Origin of the sequence: Candidatus Poriferisodalis sp. (genome assembly GCF_965208555.1) — a bacterium.
GTDB lineage: Bacteria > Actinomycetota > Acidimicrobiia > Acidimicrobiales > Poriferisodalaceae > Poriferisodalis.
In genome coordinates, this window is record NZ_OZ242342.1 from 1,871,230 (window position 1) to 1,887,300 (window position 16,071).

17 protein-coding genes are annotated in these 16,071 nt (G+C 64.3%); 9 read left to right on the forward strand and 8 right to left on the reverse strand.

Translation table 11 applies throughout. The features are described 5' to 3' along the window. Positions 1–21 precede the first annotated feature (21 nt). From ACOGXE_RS08575 to dnaA, 6 genes are all read right to left on the reverse strand, one after another. Entirely contained in the window at positions 22–1,995 is a 1,974-nt protein-coding gene (locus tag ACOGXE_RS08575; RefSeq protein ID WP_419933494.1) for a DNA gyrase/topoisomerase IV subunit B, read from the reverse strand. A 117-nt stretch (positions 1,996–2,112) separates the two neighbouring features. Further along, positions 2,113–2,367 carry a DUF721 domain-containing protein gene (locus ACOGXE_RS08580; protein WP_419930526.1) on the reverse strand — a complete coding sequence of 85 codons (255 nt, stop codon included), beginning with the start codon at positions 2,365–2,367 and terminating at the stop codon, positions 2,113–2,115. Positions 2,368–2,453: 86 nt separating this feature from the next. After that, a complete protein-coding gene (recF, locus tag ACOGXE_RS08585; protein ID WP_419930527.1) occupies positions 2,454–3,536 on the reverse strand; it encodes a DNA replication/repair protein RecF in 1,083 nt (360 codons plus the stop codon). Further along, complete coding sequence (gene dnaN / locus ACOGXE_RS08590) at positions 3,533–4,642, reverse strand: DNA polymerase III subunit beta (protein WP_419930528.1); 1,110 nt, start codon at positions 4,640–4,642, stop codon at positions 3,533–3,535. The genes recF and dnaN overlap by 4 nt, the downstream gene beginning before the upstream one ends. Further along, positions 4,639–4,893, reverse strand: coding sequence for a hypothetical protein (locus ACOGXE_RS08595; RefSeq protein WP_419930529.1), 255 nt, complete (start codon positions 4,891–4,893; stop codon positions 4,639–4,641). Before ACOGXE_RS08595 ends, dnaN begins: the two co-directional genes overlap by 4 nt. Before the next feature lie 72 nt (positions 4,894–4,965). Beyond that, positions 4,966–6,501: a chromosomal replication initiator protein DnaA gene (dnaA, locus tag ACOGXE_RS08600; protein WP_419930530.1), complete on the reverse strand. Its 1,536-nt coding sequence runs from the start codon at positions 6,499–6,501 to the stop codon at positions 4,966–4,968. A gap of 586 nt (positions 6,502–7,087) precedes the next feature. Here dnaA and rpmH point away from each other — a divergent pair. From rpmH to ACOGXE_RS08625, 5 genes are read left to right on the forward strand one after another with little or no spacing between them, the layout of a single operon-like run. Further along, on the forward strand, positions 7,088–7,222 hold the full coding sequence (gene rpmH, locus ACOGXE_RS08605; RefSeq protein ID WP_419930531.1) for a 50S ribosomal protein L34: 135 nt from the start codon (positions 7,088–7,090) through the stop codon (positions 7,220–7,222). Next, on the forward strand, positions 7,222–7,569 hold the full coding sequence (gene rnpA, locus ACOGXE_RS08610) for a ribonuclease P protein component (protein ID WP_419933495.1): 348 nt from the start codon (positions 7,222–7,224) through the stop codon (positions 7,567–7,569). Before rpmH ends, rnpA begins: the two co-directional genes overlap by 1 nt. Before the next feature lie 23 nt (positions 7,570–7,592). Then, positions 7,593–7,850: a membrane protein insertion efficiency factor YidD gene (yidD, locus tag ACOGXE_RS08615; protein ID WP_419933496.1), complete on the forward strand. Its 258-nt coding sequence runs from the start codon at positions 7,593–7,595 to the stop codon at positions 7,848–7,850. Continuing rightward, positions 7,850–9,049, forward strand: coding sequence for a YidC/Oxa1 family membrane protein insertase (locus ACOGXE_RS08620; protein WP_419930532.1), 1,200 nt, complete (start codon positions 7,850–7,852; stop codon positions 9,047–9,049). The genes yidD and ACOGXE_RS08620 overlap by 1 nt, the downstream gene beginning before the upstream one ends. A gap of 55 nt (positions 9,050–9,104) precedes the next feature. Next, positions 9,105–9,428: a Jag N-terminal domain-containing protein gene (locus ACOGXE_RS08625; protein ID WP_419933497.1), complete on the forward strand. Its 324-nt coding sequence runs from the start codon at positions 9,105–9,107 to the stop codon at positions 9,426–9,428. Between the two features lie 11 nt (positions 9,429–9,439). On the opposite strand, the gene ACOGXE_RS08630 is transcribed toward ACOGXE_RS08625, so the two are convergent. Continuing rightward, positions 9,440–11,482, reverse strand: a complete 2,043-nt coding sequence (locus tag ACOGXE_RS08630; protein ID WP_419930533.1) for a cytochrome P450 — start codon at positions 11,480–11,482, stop codon at positions 9,440–9,442. A gap of 166 nt (positions 11,483–11,648) precedes the next feature. Between ACOGXE_RS08630 and ACOGXE_RS08635 the strand changes: the two genes are divergently transcribed. Continuing rightward, positions 11,649–12,701 (forward strand): Rieske 2Fe-2S domain-containing protein, encoded by a 1,053-nt coding sequence (locus tag ACOGXE_RS08635; RefSeq protein ID WP_419930534.1) that lies wholly within the window; start codon positions 11,649–11,651, stop codon positions 12,699–12,701. Between the two features lie 175 nt (positions 12,702–12,876). Then, positions 12,877–13,395, forward strand: a complete 519-nt coding sequence (locus ACOGXE_RS08640; protein WP_419930535.1) for a protein jag — start codon at positions 12,877–12,879, stop codon at positions 13,393–13,395. A gap of 12 nt (positions 13,396–13,407) precedes the next feature. Here ACOGXE_RS08640 and ACOGXE_RS08645 read toward each other — a convergent pair whose 3' ends face one another. Beyond that, the gene (locus ACOGXE_RS08645; RefSeq protein WP_419930536.1) at positions 13,408–14,028 is read right to left on the reverse strand and encodes a 16S rRNA (guanine(527)-N(7))-methyltransferase RsmG; all 621 of its coding nucleotides are present in this window, start codon (positions 14,026–14,028) and stop codon (positions 13,408–13,410) included. A gap of 241 nt (positions 14,029–14,269) precedes the next feature. Here ACOGXE_RS08645 and ACOGXE_RS08650 point away from each other — a divergent pair, with 241 nt between their 5' ends. Beyond that, entirely contained in the window at positions 14,270–15,067 is a 798-nt protein-coding gene (locus ACOGXE_RS08650; RefSeq protein WP_419933498.1) for a ParA family protein, read from the forward strand. After that, a complete protein-coding gene (locus ACOGXE_RS08655) occupies positions 15,064–15,966 on the forward strand; it encodes a ParB/RepB/Spo0J family partition protein (RefSeq protein ID WP_419930537.1) in 903 nt (300 codons plus the stop codon). The genes ACOGXE_RS08650 and ACOGXE_RS08655 overlap by 4 nt, the downstream gene beginning before the upstream one ends. Positions 15,967–16,071: the final 105 nt, after the last annotated feature.

Sequence of the window (16,071 nt, forward strand, 5' to 3'; positions counted from 1 at the left end):
GGGTCCGATGATCCACTGGACTCAGACGTCGAGGAAGCGGACGTCGGTGGCGTTGTTCTGGATGAACCCCCGGCGGGCGTCCACGTCGTCGCCCATGAGGATGCTGAAAATGAGATCCGCTGTGGCGGCCTCTTCGAGCGTGACACGCAGCAGGGTCCGGGTAGCCGGGTCCATAGTGGTATCCCACAGCTCTTGCGCATCCATCTCGCCGAGACCCTTGAGGCGCTGGAACTCGTTGCGGTGGTTGGGCCGCTCTTCGAGGAACGCTGCCTTTGCCCGGTCGTCCTTGAGGTAAACGGTCTCAGTGCCGACCTTGGTGGAGTACAGCGGCGGCTGCGCGATGTAGACGCAGCCGTGCGACAACAGCTCGCGCATGCGATGGAAGAAGAACGTCAACAGCAGCGTGCGAATGTGGCTGCCGTCGACGTCGGCATCACACAGCAGGATCACTTTGTGATAGCGGACCCTCGTGACGTCGAAGCCATTCTCACCGGTCGCGCCGTCCACGCCGGCACCGATGGCTGAGATCAGCGCGCTGATCTCGTTGTTATCAAAAATGCGTTCAGGCCGGCTGCGCTGAACATTCAGGATCTTGCCCCGGATGGGCAGGATCGCCATGGTTGCGGGGTCGCGAGCCTCCTTGGCAGATCCCCCGGCCGAATCGCCCTCCACGATGTACAGCTCGGCTTCTTCGGGGTCGCCCGAGGAGCAGTCGGTGAGCTTGCCGGGCAAGCCAGCGCCGCCCAGTGCTGACTTGCGGACGGTGTTGCGGGCCTTCTGCGCGGCGATGCGCGCCCGGCGAGCGTCGACGGACTTGCCGACCAGCAGCTTGGCCTCCGCGGGATGCTCTTCAAGCCATTCGCTGAGCCCGCTGTAGGCGGCCTTCTGCACGAGGCTGCGCATGGCGGTGTTGCCCAGCTTGGCTTTGGTCTGGCCTTCGAACTGCGGTGCTTCCATGCGGACGCTGACCACCGCGGTGAGACCCTCGCGAATGTCGTCGCCCTGCAGGTTGCCGTCGTCGGGCCGCAGCATCTTGCGGTCTTTGGCATACGCGTTCACTGCCGAGGTGAGGGCCGAGCGGAACCCCTCGGCATGCATGCCCCCTTCGATGGTGTTGATGCCGTTGGCGAAGCTGTGGATGCCGTCAGTGTTGAAGCCGGTGTTCCACTGGAAGGCGATCTCCACCTCATCGCCGTCTTCGGCGGCCGTCAGATACCCCACCTCGTCGAACAGCGCTTCGGACGTCTCATTGAGATGGCGGACGAAGTCGCGGATGCCGCCCGGATAGCAGTACTCGTGGCGTACTGGCTCGGCAGGCCGGGCATCGACGAAGACAATCTGCAGCCCGGCATTGAGGAACGCCATCATCTGCAGCCGCTCGGTGAGCGTCTGGGCCCGGAACTCGGTGTGGTCGAACACCGTGGCATCGGGTCGGAACGTGATGGTGGTGCCAGTGGTCGGTGAAGGTGACGGGCCGGTGTCGGTGAGCTCGCCGACCGGTTCGCCGCCGTCACGGAACTTCAGGCACCAGCGGCGCCCGTCACGGTCGATGACAGCTTCCAGCTCGGAGGACAGGGCGTTCACGACCGAGACGCCGACGCCATGCAATCCCCCGGACACCTTGTAGCCGGCGCCGCCGAATTTGCCGCCGGCATGCAGGACGGTCAGCACCACCTCGGCCGCCGACTTGTCGGGATACTGCGGATGCGCCTCGACCGGGATGCCGCGACCGTTGTCGGTGACCGTGCACGAGCCGTCAGGCTGCAGCGTGACCTCAATGGATGTGCAATGACCCGCCATGGCCTCATCGACGGCGTTGTCCACCACCTCATAGACCAAGTGGTGCAGGCCGCCTGAACCGGTCGAGCCGATGAACATGCCAGGCCGCTCACGGACTGGCTCGAGGCCTTCGAGCACCGTGATGGCATCTGCGTTGTAGTCCCCGGCAACGACGCCGTCAGCGCCGGTCGCGCCGACCCCGGGGGCTGCTGATATGGGTGCCAAAGTGACGTCGGTCACGGTGCAATCAGTCTACCGGACAGCGAGTGATTTTCGGCGCAGCGGTGACTGCTGAGGAGGCAGTGAATCCGCAGGTCAGAAGCGCTTTTTGTGTCAACCGCCAGGATGGACGCGCAGGTGCAATTCAGAGATCGCCGCCGCACCGGAATCTGCGTTCAGTGCAGCCAGAATCTGGCTGGCGTGGTAGCGCAGTTCCGTCGCCCAAGCAGGGTCGTCGACCACGACGGTCAGCCGGCCGGCTTCGAGCCGTTCGGGCTGCGCGTGGGCCGCAATGGCCTCGCCGACGGCCTCGGCCCAACGGTCGTTGAGGTCGATCGCGCGACCCCTCGAACCGAAGCCGGCGGTCACTGCTTTGAGTGAATCGCCGATCGGCCGTGGATCGCGGCCACCCCTCGTGCGCCGGCGTCTCGTCATCCGAAGCACATGCTCGCGCGCTAGGCAGCCATGACTTCGCCATCGCGGATCTGCACTTGGCTGTGAGCTTCGATTCCGGGCGGAACGTGACCGGTAGCCGAGGTCACCACCGTCTGCGCAGGGGGCAGGCAGCCGACGAGCCGTGCGGCTCGGCCCTCGTCAAGCTCTGAGAACACATCGTCCAGCAGGATGACGGGATCGATGCCGCTGATCTGCGCTGTGTAGCGATGCTGCGCCAACCTCAGCGCCAGAGCGATGCTGCGCTGCTCCCCTTGGGATGCGTGCGTCCGCGCCGGCAGGCCGTCCAGGCAGATTGTCATGTCGTCGCGGTGTGGGCCCACTGTGGTGGTCCCGCGTCGCAGATCCTCCGCGCGTGCTTGTGCCAGAGCGGCCGACAGGGAGCTCTCTCGCCAGTGCGCCGTATAGGACAGCCTCAAGTCGGCGGCAGACCCCGCGAGCTGGCAATAGGCGTCGTGCGCCGGAGACGTCAACGCCGAGCACACGGCATCGCGCTGTTGTGCAATGGCCTCACCCACCGCTGCCAGCTGGGCATCCCAGACGTCGAGGGTCATGAGGGCCTCATCGTCGGGACGTTGCCCGACCTGTTTCAAGAGGTTGTTGCGCTGCCGCAGCACCCGCTCGAAATCGAGCCGCATCGCCCGGTACTCGCGATCGATGCTGGTCAGCACGTTGTCGAGCAACTCCCGACGCACTGACGGCGCGCCCGCAGCAATCGACAAGTCGGCGGGGCAGAAGACCACTGTGCTCACCACATCAGCGAGATCGCGCAGCGATTTCATCCGTTGCCCGTTCACCTGGACCCGAGACCGGCCGGCCAGTGTGATCTCCATCTCCACGAGGTACGTCCGGCGGTTCCGCTGGATCCCGGCTCGCACGAAAGCCCGGTCACAGCCGGAGCGCACAAGTGTCTCGGCGCTCGCACCGCGGAAAGAACCCGAGCCGTCCAGCAGCGCCAGGGCCTCAAGCAGATTGGTCTTGCCGTGCCCGTTGGGACCGACAATGAGCGTTCGCTCGGCGTTAAGCGTCAGCTTCGTTGCCCGGTGATTCCGGAAATTCTCGATGCCCAGCCAAGCGACGATCACGACACCCGAACGGGCATCAGCAAGTACAGGAATTCCCCTTGCCCGGGCGTCCGCAGGACAGCGGGCTTGAGGGCATCGAGGCGCACCAGCTCGACGGTGTCGCCGCCAGCCGCTTCAAGACCCTCGATGAGGTAGTCGGGATTGAATGCGACGGTGGTCGGGTCGCCTTCGTAGGCGGCATCGATTTCCTCGCTCGCGCTGCCGACGTCCTGGCTGATGACCGTCAGCTCGATGCTGTCAGGGCGCAACTCCATTCGCAGCGGCGCGTTCGTGTCGCGGGCCAGCAAGCGAAGCCGGCGTGCGCCGTCGAGCAAGGCAGCCCGATCCACCTCCAGGCGATTGTCGTGGGAGTCGGGGATCAAGGGTTCGTAGCTCGGAAAGTCCCCCGCGATCAGGCGACAGGTCACTTGAGCTGACTGCGCATCGTCGCTCACTTCGAACGCGACCTCGCGCTCGCCCAACCGCATGGTGACGTCGTTGCTTGGATCGAGAATCCGACCGAGCTCCTCAAGTGCGCGAGACGGCACAAGCACTTGCTGTCCTGGACCGAGCACCTGTGCCTCAGGGAGGTCCCGCAGCGCGAGACGGTACGAGTCCGTCGCCACCAGCCGAAGACCGTCGCCGCGGGCTGCCATGAGCACACCGGTCAGGATCGGGCGAGCATCATCGGAGCTCGCGGCGCGCACTACCTGGCGGAAGGCCTCTGCCAGGTCGCCTGCGGGCACGGTGACATCGTCTCCGCTCGGCTGGGGCAGCGTCGGAAAGTCGGCCGTCGGCAAGGTCCGGACGGAGAATTGGGCTCGTGCACTGGTGATCTGGACTTCTTCGTCGTCCACCTGGACATCGACCTCACCTGACGGCAAGGCGCGGGCGATGTCTGTCAGCAGTCGAGCCGGCACCACGGTCTCGCCCTCGGTCTCTACCGCCGTACGCAGCTGCGTACGCACGGTCAGGTCGAGATCGGTGCCAGTGACCGTGAGCCCCGTGCCGTCGGCACGCAAGTGCAGTCCAGTCAGCACGAACAAACCGCCCCCGCGCGCATTGACCCCCCGACTGGCCAAGGTCAACTGGTCGACAAGTGCATCTCGTTCAATGCGCAGCTTCACGGGCGGTTCTCCTTGGCCGTACAGGGGCGATGAGACTGGCCATCCTCAATGAGAAGGTTGAGATTCATTCGATAGTGGTTGTAGGGGCTGTGAATTGTGGACGACCAGCCGTTGTCGCAGATCAGCGCAGCGCGGTCTGTCAACAGTCTTGCCTGCCCGTCCACAGCTGCACCTTTCATTTTCTGCAGTATCAGTGCGAGAGTGGAAAAGCGCGACTTTTCCCGAGGTTTGTCGAGAACTTTTCCACTCATTGTCCACAGCGTGTGGAGACACCCTAGATCCAGTCTCTGACCGGGCAGAGGACAGCAATCGGTGAATCAGTCTCAGGCTGCCCGGACGCGCGCTATCAGTTGTGCGACCTGGTCGTACACCTTGCGCTCGGCTGGCAGCAAGCTGTTGATCTTCTTGACGGCGTGCATGACTGTCGTGTGATCTCGCCCGCCGAAGACGCTGGCTATGGCGGGGTAGCTCAGATCCGTGAGCTCCCGCATCACGTACATGCTGATCTGGCGTGCCTTGACCAAACCCTGCTGGCGCCGCTGGCTGGTGAGTTCGGTCACGTCGTAGCCGAACATGTCTGCTGTCATGTTCAGGATCCGCTCCGTGGTGATGGGCTTCTCCTGCGGTTCGCGAACATCGCTCAGGATCTGTTGCGCCATCTCCAGCGTGACAGCACTCCGGGTGAGACTGGCATAGGCGGTGACGCGCACCAGTGCCCCCTCGAGCTCTCGGATGTTGTTCGTGATGAGGTGCGCGATGTGCTCGAGCACTTCGTCGGGTACGTGGCCGTGCTCGGTCTTCTTGCGCAGGATCGCCACCCGGGTTTCGAGATCAGGCGGCTGGATGTCGGTGATCAGGCCCCATTCGAACCGGCTGCGCAGGCGGTCGGACAGGGTGGAAATGCTGCGGGGCGGGCGATCGGATGAGATCACGATCTGCCGGCCGGCGACATGCAGCGAGTTGAACGTGTGGAACAGCTCTTCCTGCAGGCCTTCCTTGCCCTCCATGAACTGGATGTCGTCAAGCAGCAGCACGTCGAGCTCGCGGTAGCGCCTCTTGAATGCCGGTGTCGTGTTCGTCCGGATCGCCTCGATGAACTCCGACAGGAAGGTCTCCGTGGAGACGTACCGCACACGGTGCTCCGGAAGGGTGGCTCCCACGAAGTTCACGATGGCCTGCAGCAGATGGGTCTTGCCGAGACCGGTGCCGCCGTGAATGAACAGGGGGTTGTAGGCAATGCCCGGCGTCTCTGCGACCGCAAGTGCTGCGGCCTGGGCAAACCGGTTGCCGCTGCCGGTGACGAAGCTCTCGAAGGTGTAGCGCGGATTGGTGATGTCGACGCCCGTCACCCTGCGTGGCGTGCTGCCGGCATCGGTCGCCGACGCAGCTGTGTCCAGGTTCATCGTCTCAGGGTCGGCGTCTGGCGGCTTCTGGGCGGCACCGGTCGCCGGGTGCCAGGCCTCGTCGTTGGCTGGGGCAGCAGACTCGTCATCGACCACCGCATCCACATCGTGCGCATCCATGGCGTGCGGGTCTGCGTCGGTGCCGTTGGCGCTGTCCAGATCGCCGAGTTCAGGACGGGTCTCGATCTCGTAGGTCTGAGGGCGAACGGGCAGTTGCTCGAACGCGGCGTGAAGCATGGGGATATAGCGCCGCTGAATGCGATCCCGGATCATGTTGCTCGGCGCGATCAGCACGGCCAGTTCGGCGTCGATGTGCAGTGCCTGCAGGTGGCGGAAATAGCCCAGCCAGAGCGCGTCAGAAACCGTCGCCCGGAGAATGTCACGGCACTGTGACCACAGCTCATCGGTGTTCGCGCGGGTGGCCTCGGGCGCTGCCGGTGCGGAGTCGGGATTCACGCGGGCGGCAGGAGATGTGTCCGAAGCCGCATGAGCGGCCGCGAACGATTCCGGCGACTGCGAGATGCGGTGTTGATCCTCAGGTTCATGCGCTGCAGCACCTGCCTGCGGAGTACTCACCACGACAACCTCGTTCATCTCCGTCCGTCGTGCATCCGGGGAACCTGTTGTTCGCCTGCGGGGCACGAAGCGGCGTCCGGTGGTCGGAACCTATGGCCGCGCTGGCACTGCTGCAAGCGCGTCTTTGGGTGCCTGCGACATGTTCGAGTTGACGGGGGCTCCGCGGTTCAGCGACAGGTCCCTAACGCCCGCATAACAAGGGGATGACATCGAAACCCGGTGCCCTTGTGGGGAGAGCTGTCGTCAGTGTGCGGCGCGCGGAAGACGGCCCCGGGCGCGAGTACCGGCCGCCCTCGCGCGCGCTCGGGACGCCACCGATGCGCGGGAGGGTTTGCCTCTCCGCGCATCGAAGACGACCGGCACCCGTAGGCTGTCCGTGCTCTCGGGCCACCGCCCGGGCACGCTCCGGCCGCCGCACCGCCTCTCGCGGGCCTGCCCGCGGCCTGAACCTCCAGGAGGCTGCAGCGTGAAGCGCACGTATCAACCACATAACCGCAGACGAGCCCGCAAGCATGGCTTTCGCCATCGCATGTCCAGCCGCGCGGGCCGAGCAATTGTGAACGCTCGCCGACGCAAGGGCCGGCAACGGCTAAGCGCCTGATCGATTCGTGCCGCAGCAGGGCCGACTTCGCAGCACTGCGCCGCGGTCGTCGATTCGACAGCGAGCTGCTGTGGCTGACGTTCGCGGCCGACGGCGGCCTGCCCGGGCCGCGGGTGGCGTTCGCGCTCAGCAGGCGTCGAGGAACCGCAGTGATGCGCAATCGAGCTCGCCGGCGTCTGAGGGCGCTCTTTCGCGAACTCGCGGTCGACTTGATGCCTGGGCGCTATCTCGTCGGGGTGCGAGCGGCGGCATCGACCGTGACGTACCGGCGGGCTCGATCCGAGCTGGTGCGGTTGCTGTCAGCTGCCGGCGCCCTGAGTCCGAGTGCGGAGAGCACGCAGGCGTGAGGCCTGGACCCGTCGCACGGGCGATGATTGCAGCAGTGCGGCTGTACCGCGCATTCCCACGATCGAGGCTGCCATCGTGCCGTTTCGATCCGACGTGCTCGCAGTACGCACTGGACGCCGTGGGCAGATGGGGTGCGCTGCGCGGCGGCTGGCTGGCTCTCCGCCGCATCTGTCGCTGCCATCCTTGGGGCGGCTGGGGTTACGACCCGGTTCCGGTGACGAGTGATCGGGTCCGTCGAGATCGTGGTGCGCTCGCCGCGCCTGGACTCTTGGAGCACTGATGTTCGATTGGGCAGACCCCATTTTCGACGGCATCGCCGCGGTGATGGCGTGGTTCTACTCGTTGCTGCCTGATTACACGTTCGCCATCGCCATGCTGACCTTGGCGATCATGCTGCTGTTCACCCCGCTCACCCTGCGGGGCGCCCGCTCGATGACGAAGATGCAGGCGCTGCAGCCGGAGATGGCCCAGCTGCGCAAGCGGCACGCCGGCGACCGCCAGAAGCTCAACGAAGAGATGATGAAGCTGTACCAGTCCCATGGGGTGAGCCCCCTGGGCGGCTGCTTGCCGAACTTGGTGCAGATCCCGATCTTCATCGTGCTGTACCGCGTCATCTGGAACCTGCGCATACCCGATGACAACCTCACACTCCCAGAAGGCGAGCGCTTCCCCCGCAATCTGAGCCCCGATTCGCAGATGTACGAGGACATCGTCGCTGCGGGCGGCGAGATGCGGTCCTTGGGCATGGACCTCTCGGAGACGGCCAAGGATGTGGTCCAGGCAGATTTCGTCGAGGGGCTGCCGTACCTGGGGCTCATCGCGGTGACCTTCCTGCTGGCTTGGCTGCAGCAGCGCCAGATGGCGGCGCGACGGGGCACTTCGGCCATGCCGAACCGCCAGATGGAACTCATGATGAAGTACCTGCCGTTCATGCTGCCGGTCTTCAGCTTCTTTGTCCCGGCGGCGCTGGTGCCCTACTTCATCGTGTCCAGCATCTACCGGATGCTGCAGCAGGCGTTCATTCACGCCAGGATGAAACCGCCGGCCCCGCTGGTCGATGCCGATTCGGATGACGACGTCATCGAAGCCGAGACTGTCCCGGCGCCCGAGCCGCCGCGCCAGGTGCCCAATCAGCGTTCGCGCAAGGCACTCGACGCTGAGGCGGAGCGGCGGGCGGAACGTGAACGGCGAAGCGCGGAGCGGCGGACGGGCTCACGGAACTCGTCGAGCGATCAGGCACCGGAACCCACGCCGACAGAAACCTCCGAGCCTCCTGCCATCCGCCGGACCAGGTCCTCGGCTGAGCGGGTCGAAGATGCACGCAAGCGAGCACGTCGTGGAACCGATTCGTCGAATCGGCAGCAGGCCGCCGACAGCGGTCGTCGGCGCAGGCGGACCGAACCGGAACCGGAATCGAAGCCCATTCAGAGTCGTCGCACCTCGGGCGACGGCAAGACCCGCAACCGCCGCAAGCGATGAGCGTGCCGACGACTGCTGTGGGGACCTAAGGCGCTGCGTCGTGGAGTGGATCGTGATGACGGGCGCCTCCGTTGCCGAGGCTCGTGATCGAGCGCTGGATGCGCTGTCGGTCGCGGCGGAGGACGTGGACGTCGAGGTTTTGGCCGAACCCGCGCGGTCACGCTGGGGGCTCCGACGTCACCCAGCTCGTGTCCGCATTCGCGTTCGCCCGACAGGCCCGCCGCCGCGAGTGGGCGATCAGCGGCGTGATCGCCGCCGGTCTCGCCGCCGCTCCGGAGGCAGACAGCGCCAAGCGCAGCAGCACGGCCGGACCGGCACTCAGAACCGCAGTCGCGGCGGCCGGTCATCTCGCCGCCGTCCCCGATCAGGCTCCCGCTGACCCGGGACCGCTCACGCCCTCAGCGCGTGCCTCTGCTCGGTGATCTTGAGCTTCAGCCGCTTGTTGGGCGACATTGATGGAAACGGGCTGATCTTCAGCTTGTACTTCGACGGCGAGATCTCAAAGGTGAAGTAATGCGCGAGCATCAATACGCTCAGCAGCATCTGCAGCTCGACCATGTGAGAACCCAGGCAGCTATGTGTGCCGAGGCCGAAAGGCGCATAACCCGGAGTTCGGTGCTCGCCGCGTGAAGGCAAGTATCGATCGATGTCAAAAGTGAATGGATCCGGGAAAACTTCGCTCATGTAGTGCGGTGCCGTCGTGGCAATGAACACCTTGGAGCCGACCGGCAATTCGTAGTCTTCGATGACACATGCGTTCATCACTGTGCGGATTGACATCGGCACGGTGGGCCACAGCCGCAAGCACTCCATGATGAATCGTCGTGTGACGTCGGACTCGGCAGAATTCAAGTTGTCCGGCAACGGGTCGCCATCACCAAACAACGCGTCAGCTTCTGCTTGGATGCGTTCATAGAGCGCCGGCTGAGACACCATCGCATGCAAGATGAAGCTGAGCTCGTCTCCCGCATACATCCCCGCCAGTACCGGTGCTGAGAAGGTGAAGCTGAGATTTGACTCGGGTACGAAAATCGGATCGCTGCTGTGCAGGCTCAGTACGTCGTCAGCAAGATCGCGAGGGCAGCCGGCTCTCTGCGCGGCCGTGTGGGATTCCAGAACACGATCGTACAAAACGTCGACGACCTGCTTTTTGCGCTTCATACGTGGCGTATGGAGCATGAAATTCGGCAAAACATTGACGACCTGGGTCATGAGCACACGGGACTTGTAGGCGATGAGATCGTCGATGACATCGTCTGCTTCAATGCTCGCAAGGAACGGTGTGACTTGAGCGCCGGAGAAGCCACGACACATGGATACGGCTCCAAATGTGTCCCCGACTTTCCAATTGCTCATGTGGGTTCGGGCGTGCTGATACACCATCTCGAGCTGCTGCTCGAATCTTGCACGTCCGTAACCCGCGCGCAGCGCTTTGCGCATGCGGAAGTGGTCTGCACCGTCCAGTGCAGGCAGCAATCCGGAGGCGTGATATGCAGTCTCGAGACCCCGGAGATAGTCGCTCGACCTGAGATGCATACGACCTTGACGGTGAACCCAGCGATTGACACGAGGCCCTGCCAAAAAGGTGATTTCTCGTTTGGAGAATAAGGGCTTGAGCCTGAAGACCGGACCGAATTCTTCCGTCAATTGGGCATAGACGGCAGGAATGTTCCCCCGAAGGAAATGGCGATTGAGCAGCAGCTTGTTCAGCGGCAGCTTGGGTATCGACTTCGTCAGGGCGGAGCTTCGGAGCAGCGATGCGACCAAGTTGTGCGCGACGGCATCGGCGATGGCTCTGCCGATCAAGTCCATCTGGCAGATGAGCTGCACCCGCTCTTCCGCTTCGTCGTCGAGTTCGAAGATGAAGCGCAGGACGTCGCACGTGTGTGCGAGACCGATGATGATGACGTCTCTCGGGCTGGGAATCTCGCCCAGCAGGATCGACCTGCCAATGCGCGTCTTGATGAATTGGACGGCTGTGTCGTCATCGTCGCCGGCAAAGAAGTCGCTGTGCCGGGCCGCTGCGGTCAAGCTCCAGAATTCGCCGTCGTGATGCTCGAGGATCCCGAGCCTGACCAGCTGCTCCAACGCCAAGTCGATCATCATCTCGGCGCGAGGCGCGAGGCGCTCGACCCAGTACTGAGCGTTGTGCTGATTGGGTTCGTTGGAAATCTGCTGGAGCGCGAGATCCAAGATCGGCTTGCCGGTTGGCGTGGGGTCCAGCAGGATCAGCGACTCCATGTCGGTGTCTATGCGTGCCCGCAGCGAGAGCTCGGCCAGCGCTGCACCAGCCATCGCGCAGTTCAAGTGCCAACCGGGAACTTGGTGGAAGTACCCGCTCTCTTCGCTGAGCAGCACCAGGATGAGTTCCTCGGTCAGGTCGAGCGGCTGCGCCGCTGCGACCTTCGGCGATGCTGGTGATGCAATAGTCAAGAGACGCTCCTGGTCACGCGGCGCACAGTGGTCAGGCCAGCGTTCGGGAAGATCGTCTCAAGTGTACGGATACTTGCGGGTATGGGGCGCAGCACCCGAGCTTGCAGATGGTTCCAGTCAACCGGCCTAGCCTGCCGGCATCGGCTTGCATGGAGAGCGCGATTCGATGAATGCCAGACCGCAGCCGGAAACGAACGTTAGTTCGCTTCCGCCATTCCCGGAAGGCTGGTTCTTCATTGCGACGCGCGACGCTGTCCGCAAGGCGGGGTTGATGCAGCGAACCTGGATGGGCGAAGAGATCGTCATCTGGTCTGATCCGGCCGGTCAGATATGCGTCGCGAAATCGGTGTGCCCCCACTTGGGCTCCGAGCTGGGACCTGAGGCCGGGGCGAGAGTCGTCGGTGGGAGGCTCGTGTGTCCCTTTCACGGGTTTGAGTTCGAGACCAGCGGGCAGTGCGTGGCCACACCGTCCGGCGCGCCCGCCCGTTCTGCGAAGCTGGACCTCGTCGAGGTGCGTGAGATCGAAGGTCTCATCTTCGGCTGGTGGGGGCTCGGAGGCAGGCCCTCGCAGTGGCACTTGCCCGATGTTCCGCAGACTGAAGACGACTGGACCGATCTCCAGATCCGGACGATTCGCTTCGCCGGGCATCCGCAGGAGACCAGCGAGAATTCGGTGGATATTGCGCACCTGAGCTGCATCCACGGTTACCACAACGTCACCAACGACGCGCCGGTATCGGTCGATGGACCGCAACTCGAGAGCCGGTTCAGCTTCTCGACGACCCGGAAGATCGCCAAGTTCGCCAAGCTGACCTTGGATGTCTCGGCGATTGCCCACGTGGTGGGGCTGGGCTACTCCTTCGTCGAGTTCCAGGAGCATTCCATCGGCCTCGATGCTCGGCTGTGGGTATTGGCGGCGCCTGTCGACGGCACGCTGATCGACATGTCCATCGTGTCGAGAATGCGCACGCTGCACGAACCCAAGCGACCGATCATCGGCTTGAGCTTCCTGCCGACACGGATACGGGCGCCCATCGTGAACAAGTTCATAGCGGATCTGCAGATCGGTGAGGTCAAGCAGGATGTGGTGATCTGGAGTCACAAGCACTACGTGCCACGCCCCCGGCTCGTGCACACGGACGGCGAGATCATGAAATTCCGGGAGTACTGCGCCCAGTTCTATGCCGACGAGCGTCGGTGCGAATCGTCCCGACCCTGAACGCTGCGTCCCGTCAATATGAACGTCTCCCCTCTCAGGGGTTCCGCGGTCGCAGACCCGTAGGCTGGCCGCTGCTCACGTCGTGCAAGCAATCCGACAGCAGTTCCCGTGGACAGCTTCCGTCCGATGTGCGGCGGGCCCACAACCCATGCGTGCCCGATCAGAGGTGATGAAGATGACAGGCGAGACATCAACAGCAGAACAGCAGACCATGGTGCAGGAGTTTCTGGATGGCCTGGTTGGCGCCTTCGGCATCGAGGCCAAGGCAGTTTCTGTTGCAGCGGACGACGACAGCTTCGAGGTCAATCTTGAGGGCGAGAACGAGGCACTCGGGTTGCTCATCGGTCCTCGCGGCCGCCATGTGGTCGCACTTCAGGAGGTCGCGAAGACCATGCTGCAGCGCCGGCTGCCCGGCGTACGCCGCGCGCGGGTGCGGGTGGACGTGGGCGGCTACCGACAGCGTCGCCGTGAAGCCCTCGAGGCGTATGTTCGCGAGCTCGCTGGAGCTGTGCTGGAGCGCGGCACCGAACGCGGGCTGGAGCCGATGAACGCCGCAGATCGGAAGGTCGTGCACGACACCGTCAACGAAATCGAGGGTGTCGACACCATCTCCGTCGGCGATGAACCACGCCGGCGTGTAGTGCTGGTGCCGTCCAGTCCCGCTGACGCACCCGATCCGAGCGACAGCGAATAGTCCACGCACCGGTCAGAAGAGCGGGCGCTTCCGGATCTGTTTCCACGTTCGCGGGTATGCCGTGTCTGGTGTCGCACGGCGTTCCAGCACGGCAAATACAGGGGCAGGACCGGTTCTGTGGACAAAACGCATGCCGAGCCGGGCAAGGGGCTCTGCTGGCCAGCGCGTCTCGTCGCTTCCGGGAGGTTCGCTGACGACAAGCCGGCCGCCGAGTTGGAGCAGACCGGCGCTGCACTCAGCAACGGCAGCTGGGGGACCGAACGCCCGGCTGACGACCCCGTCGTAGGCGTAGCGGTGCTCAGGACGGCGCGCGAGCTCGGCGGCATCACCGAGCGCAACAGCGACGTGACCAGCGAGTTTGAGCTCCCGGACAGCGGTGTCGAGGAAGCTGACCCGCCGCTGGGACCGGTCCAGCAGCACAAACTCGACGTCGGGTCGCCCGAGTGCCATGACCAGTCCCGGCACTCCCCCACCGCTGCCGAGATCGCACCAGCGCTGGCCGGTCATCGGTTGGGCCACAGCCTCGTGTGCACGCGCATGCGTGACATGCGTCAGGAGGTTGCCCGGGCCCAGAAACCCCTGACGCTGGCTGCGGCCGAGCACGGTGAGCAGACCGTCATCCGCTGTCGCCATGATGCGAGCCACCGTATCTTGACGGATGCATGTGTAGGTGAGCCTTCATGCGGTCGCCCGTACTGTGTCCCGCTCTTGTTCGCTGCGCTCACGGGCCGCTCGGGCCACGGCTTCGCCTCACGGCTCAGCCTCCGGCCTGTTTCACGTGAAACATCGCCGGGGGCGGACCTCGCCCGCACAGACAACGGCGTACGCTGAGCCGCACTTGGCTGATCTCCAAGCGCCAGTGAACGGAGGCCGCGTGGGTCGGATCATTGCGGTGACGAACCAGAAAGGCGGTGTCGGCAAGACTACGACGGCCGTCAATCTGTGTGCTGCGCTTGCTGATCTCGGCCAGAAGACGCTGCTCGTGGACATGGACCCGCAGGGCAACGCTGCAACTGGTGCGGGCATCGACCCCCGAGCCTTCGACATTTCGATGTACCAGGTGCTGCTGGGCTCCGCCGACATCACCGACTGCATCCGGTCAACCGGAATCGAGCATTTTGCCGTTGCACCAGCCCGTCTGGAAATGTCTGGTGCAGAAATCGAACTCGTCACTGCCTTCAGTCGCGAGTTGAGACTCCGGCACGCCCTCGCTCCGATTGCTGACGACTACGACTACATCTTCATTGACTGCCCACCGTCGCTCGGACTGCTGACTGTCAACGCCTTGAGTGCGGCTGTGGAGATCTTGGTGCCGGTCCAATGCGAGTACTACGCACTCGAGGGCCTCGGCCAGTTGTTGCACAACGTCGAGATGGTGCGCGAGGGTCTGAATCCCGCACTCGTCATCAGCGCCATCGTCATGGTCATGTACGACGCTCGAACCCGGCTCGCGGCCGAGGTGGTCGCTGATGTACGGCAGCACTTCGGTGATCGTGTGTGCCGGGTGGTCATCCCGCGGGCGGTGCGCCTGTCCGAAGCTCCGAGCGTGGGTCAGCCGGTGACGGTGTATGCGCCGAACAGCCGGGGCGCCGTCGCCTACCAGGAACTTGCCCGAGAGATCCATGAGCCCGTCTCGAATCGAGAGTGGGAACAGGAGCGGGAGACACTATGAAGGCTCAGCGAGGACTCGGACGGGGACTCGGCGCACTGATCCCCACAGGCCAGTCGGCGTACCGCGAAGTGCCCCTGTCGGCCGTCGAGGTCAATCCGCTGCAGCCCCGGCGACACTTCGACACAGCGGCTTTGGATGCCCTTGCCGATTCGATCCGCCAGATCGGGGTGCTGCAGCCGATCGTCGTACGCGAGACAGGCATCGTCGGGCAGTTCGAGATCATTGCTGGCGAGCGCCGCTGGCGCGCGGCGCGGACCGCCGGCCTGGACACCATTCCGGTGGTCGTACGAGCCGCCGACGATGAGTCCAGTCTCACCCAGGCGCTCATTGAGAACGTCCACCGAACGGATCTCAATCCCTTGGACGAGGCGGCCGCCTATCGCCAGCTCATCGATGATTTCGGCGTCACCCACGACGAGCTGGGACGTCGCATGGGCCGCAGCCGAGCGGCGGTCACTAACTCGCTTCGACTCCTGTCGTTGCCGGCGACGGTGCATCGCTACCTGGTGGACGGCGAGCTCTCGGCAGGCCACGCTCGTGCATTGCTCGGCTGCGATGACCCCGTCGAGCTCGAACTGCTGGCCGAGCGTGCCGTCGATGAAGGCTGGTCGGTTCGCACCGTCGAGAATGCTGTTCGGGCCCTCAGCGCCCCTCCCGAACGCGAATCGCCGCCGGATCCGGTGAGCGAACAAGCCACCAAGACCCCGGCTGTCGAGTCCGACCGGCCGGCGGCAGCGCTGGAAGTCGAATCTGCACTCGCCGCCGCCCTGGCCACGTCTGTCGAGGTGCAGCTCGGCCGCCGTGGCGGGCACATTGTCATCAGATTCGCCGACATGGACGATCTCAGGAGGCTCTACGAGGCGCTGAGCGACAACCTTTCAGTGCCTCTTGAAGGTTGAGGGCCCATCGCGGCAGTGCTCAGATTGCGGAACGGACGAGCGCCAGAACCGAGAAGAGCAGCCTCAATCTGAACTTGTTGTCCACGAACTGTGGACAACTTGGGG

Coding starts and splice junctions, on each gene's coding strand:
- ACOGXE_RS08595 (WP_419930529.1), bottom strand. CDS start 4,893: ATGAGTGGAAAAGTTCTCGACAAACCTCGGGAAAAGTCGCGCTTTTCC.
- yidD (WP_419933496.1), top strand. CDS start 7,593: ATGATTGCAGCAGTGCGGCTGTACCGCGCATTCCCACGATCGAGGCTG.
- ACOGXE_RS08620 (WP_419930532.1), top strand. CDS start 7,850: ATGTTCGATTGGGCAGACCCCATTTTCGACGGCATCGCCGCGGTGATG.
- ACOGXE_RS08625 (WP_419933497.1), top strand. CDS start 9,105: ATGACGGGCGCCTCCGTTGCCGAGGCTCGTGATCGAGCGCTGGATGCG.
- ACOGXE_RS08635 (WP_419930534.1), top strand. CDS start 11,649: ATGAATGCCAGACCGCAGCCGGAAACGAACGTTAGTTCGCTTCCGCCA.
- ACOGXE_RS08640 (WP_419930535.1), top strand. CDS start 12,877: ATGACAGGCGAGACATCAACAGCAGAACAGCAGACCATGGTGCAGGAG.
- ACOGXE_RS08645 (WP_419930536.1), bottom strand. CDS start 14,028: ATGGCGACAGCGGATGACGGTCTGCTCACCGTGCTCGGCCGCAGCCAG.
- ACOGXE_RS08655 (WP_419930537.1), top strand. CDS start 15,064: ATGAAGGCTCAGCGAGGACTCGGACGGGGACTCGGCGCACTGATCCCC.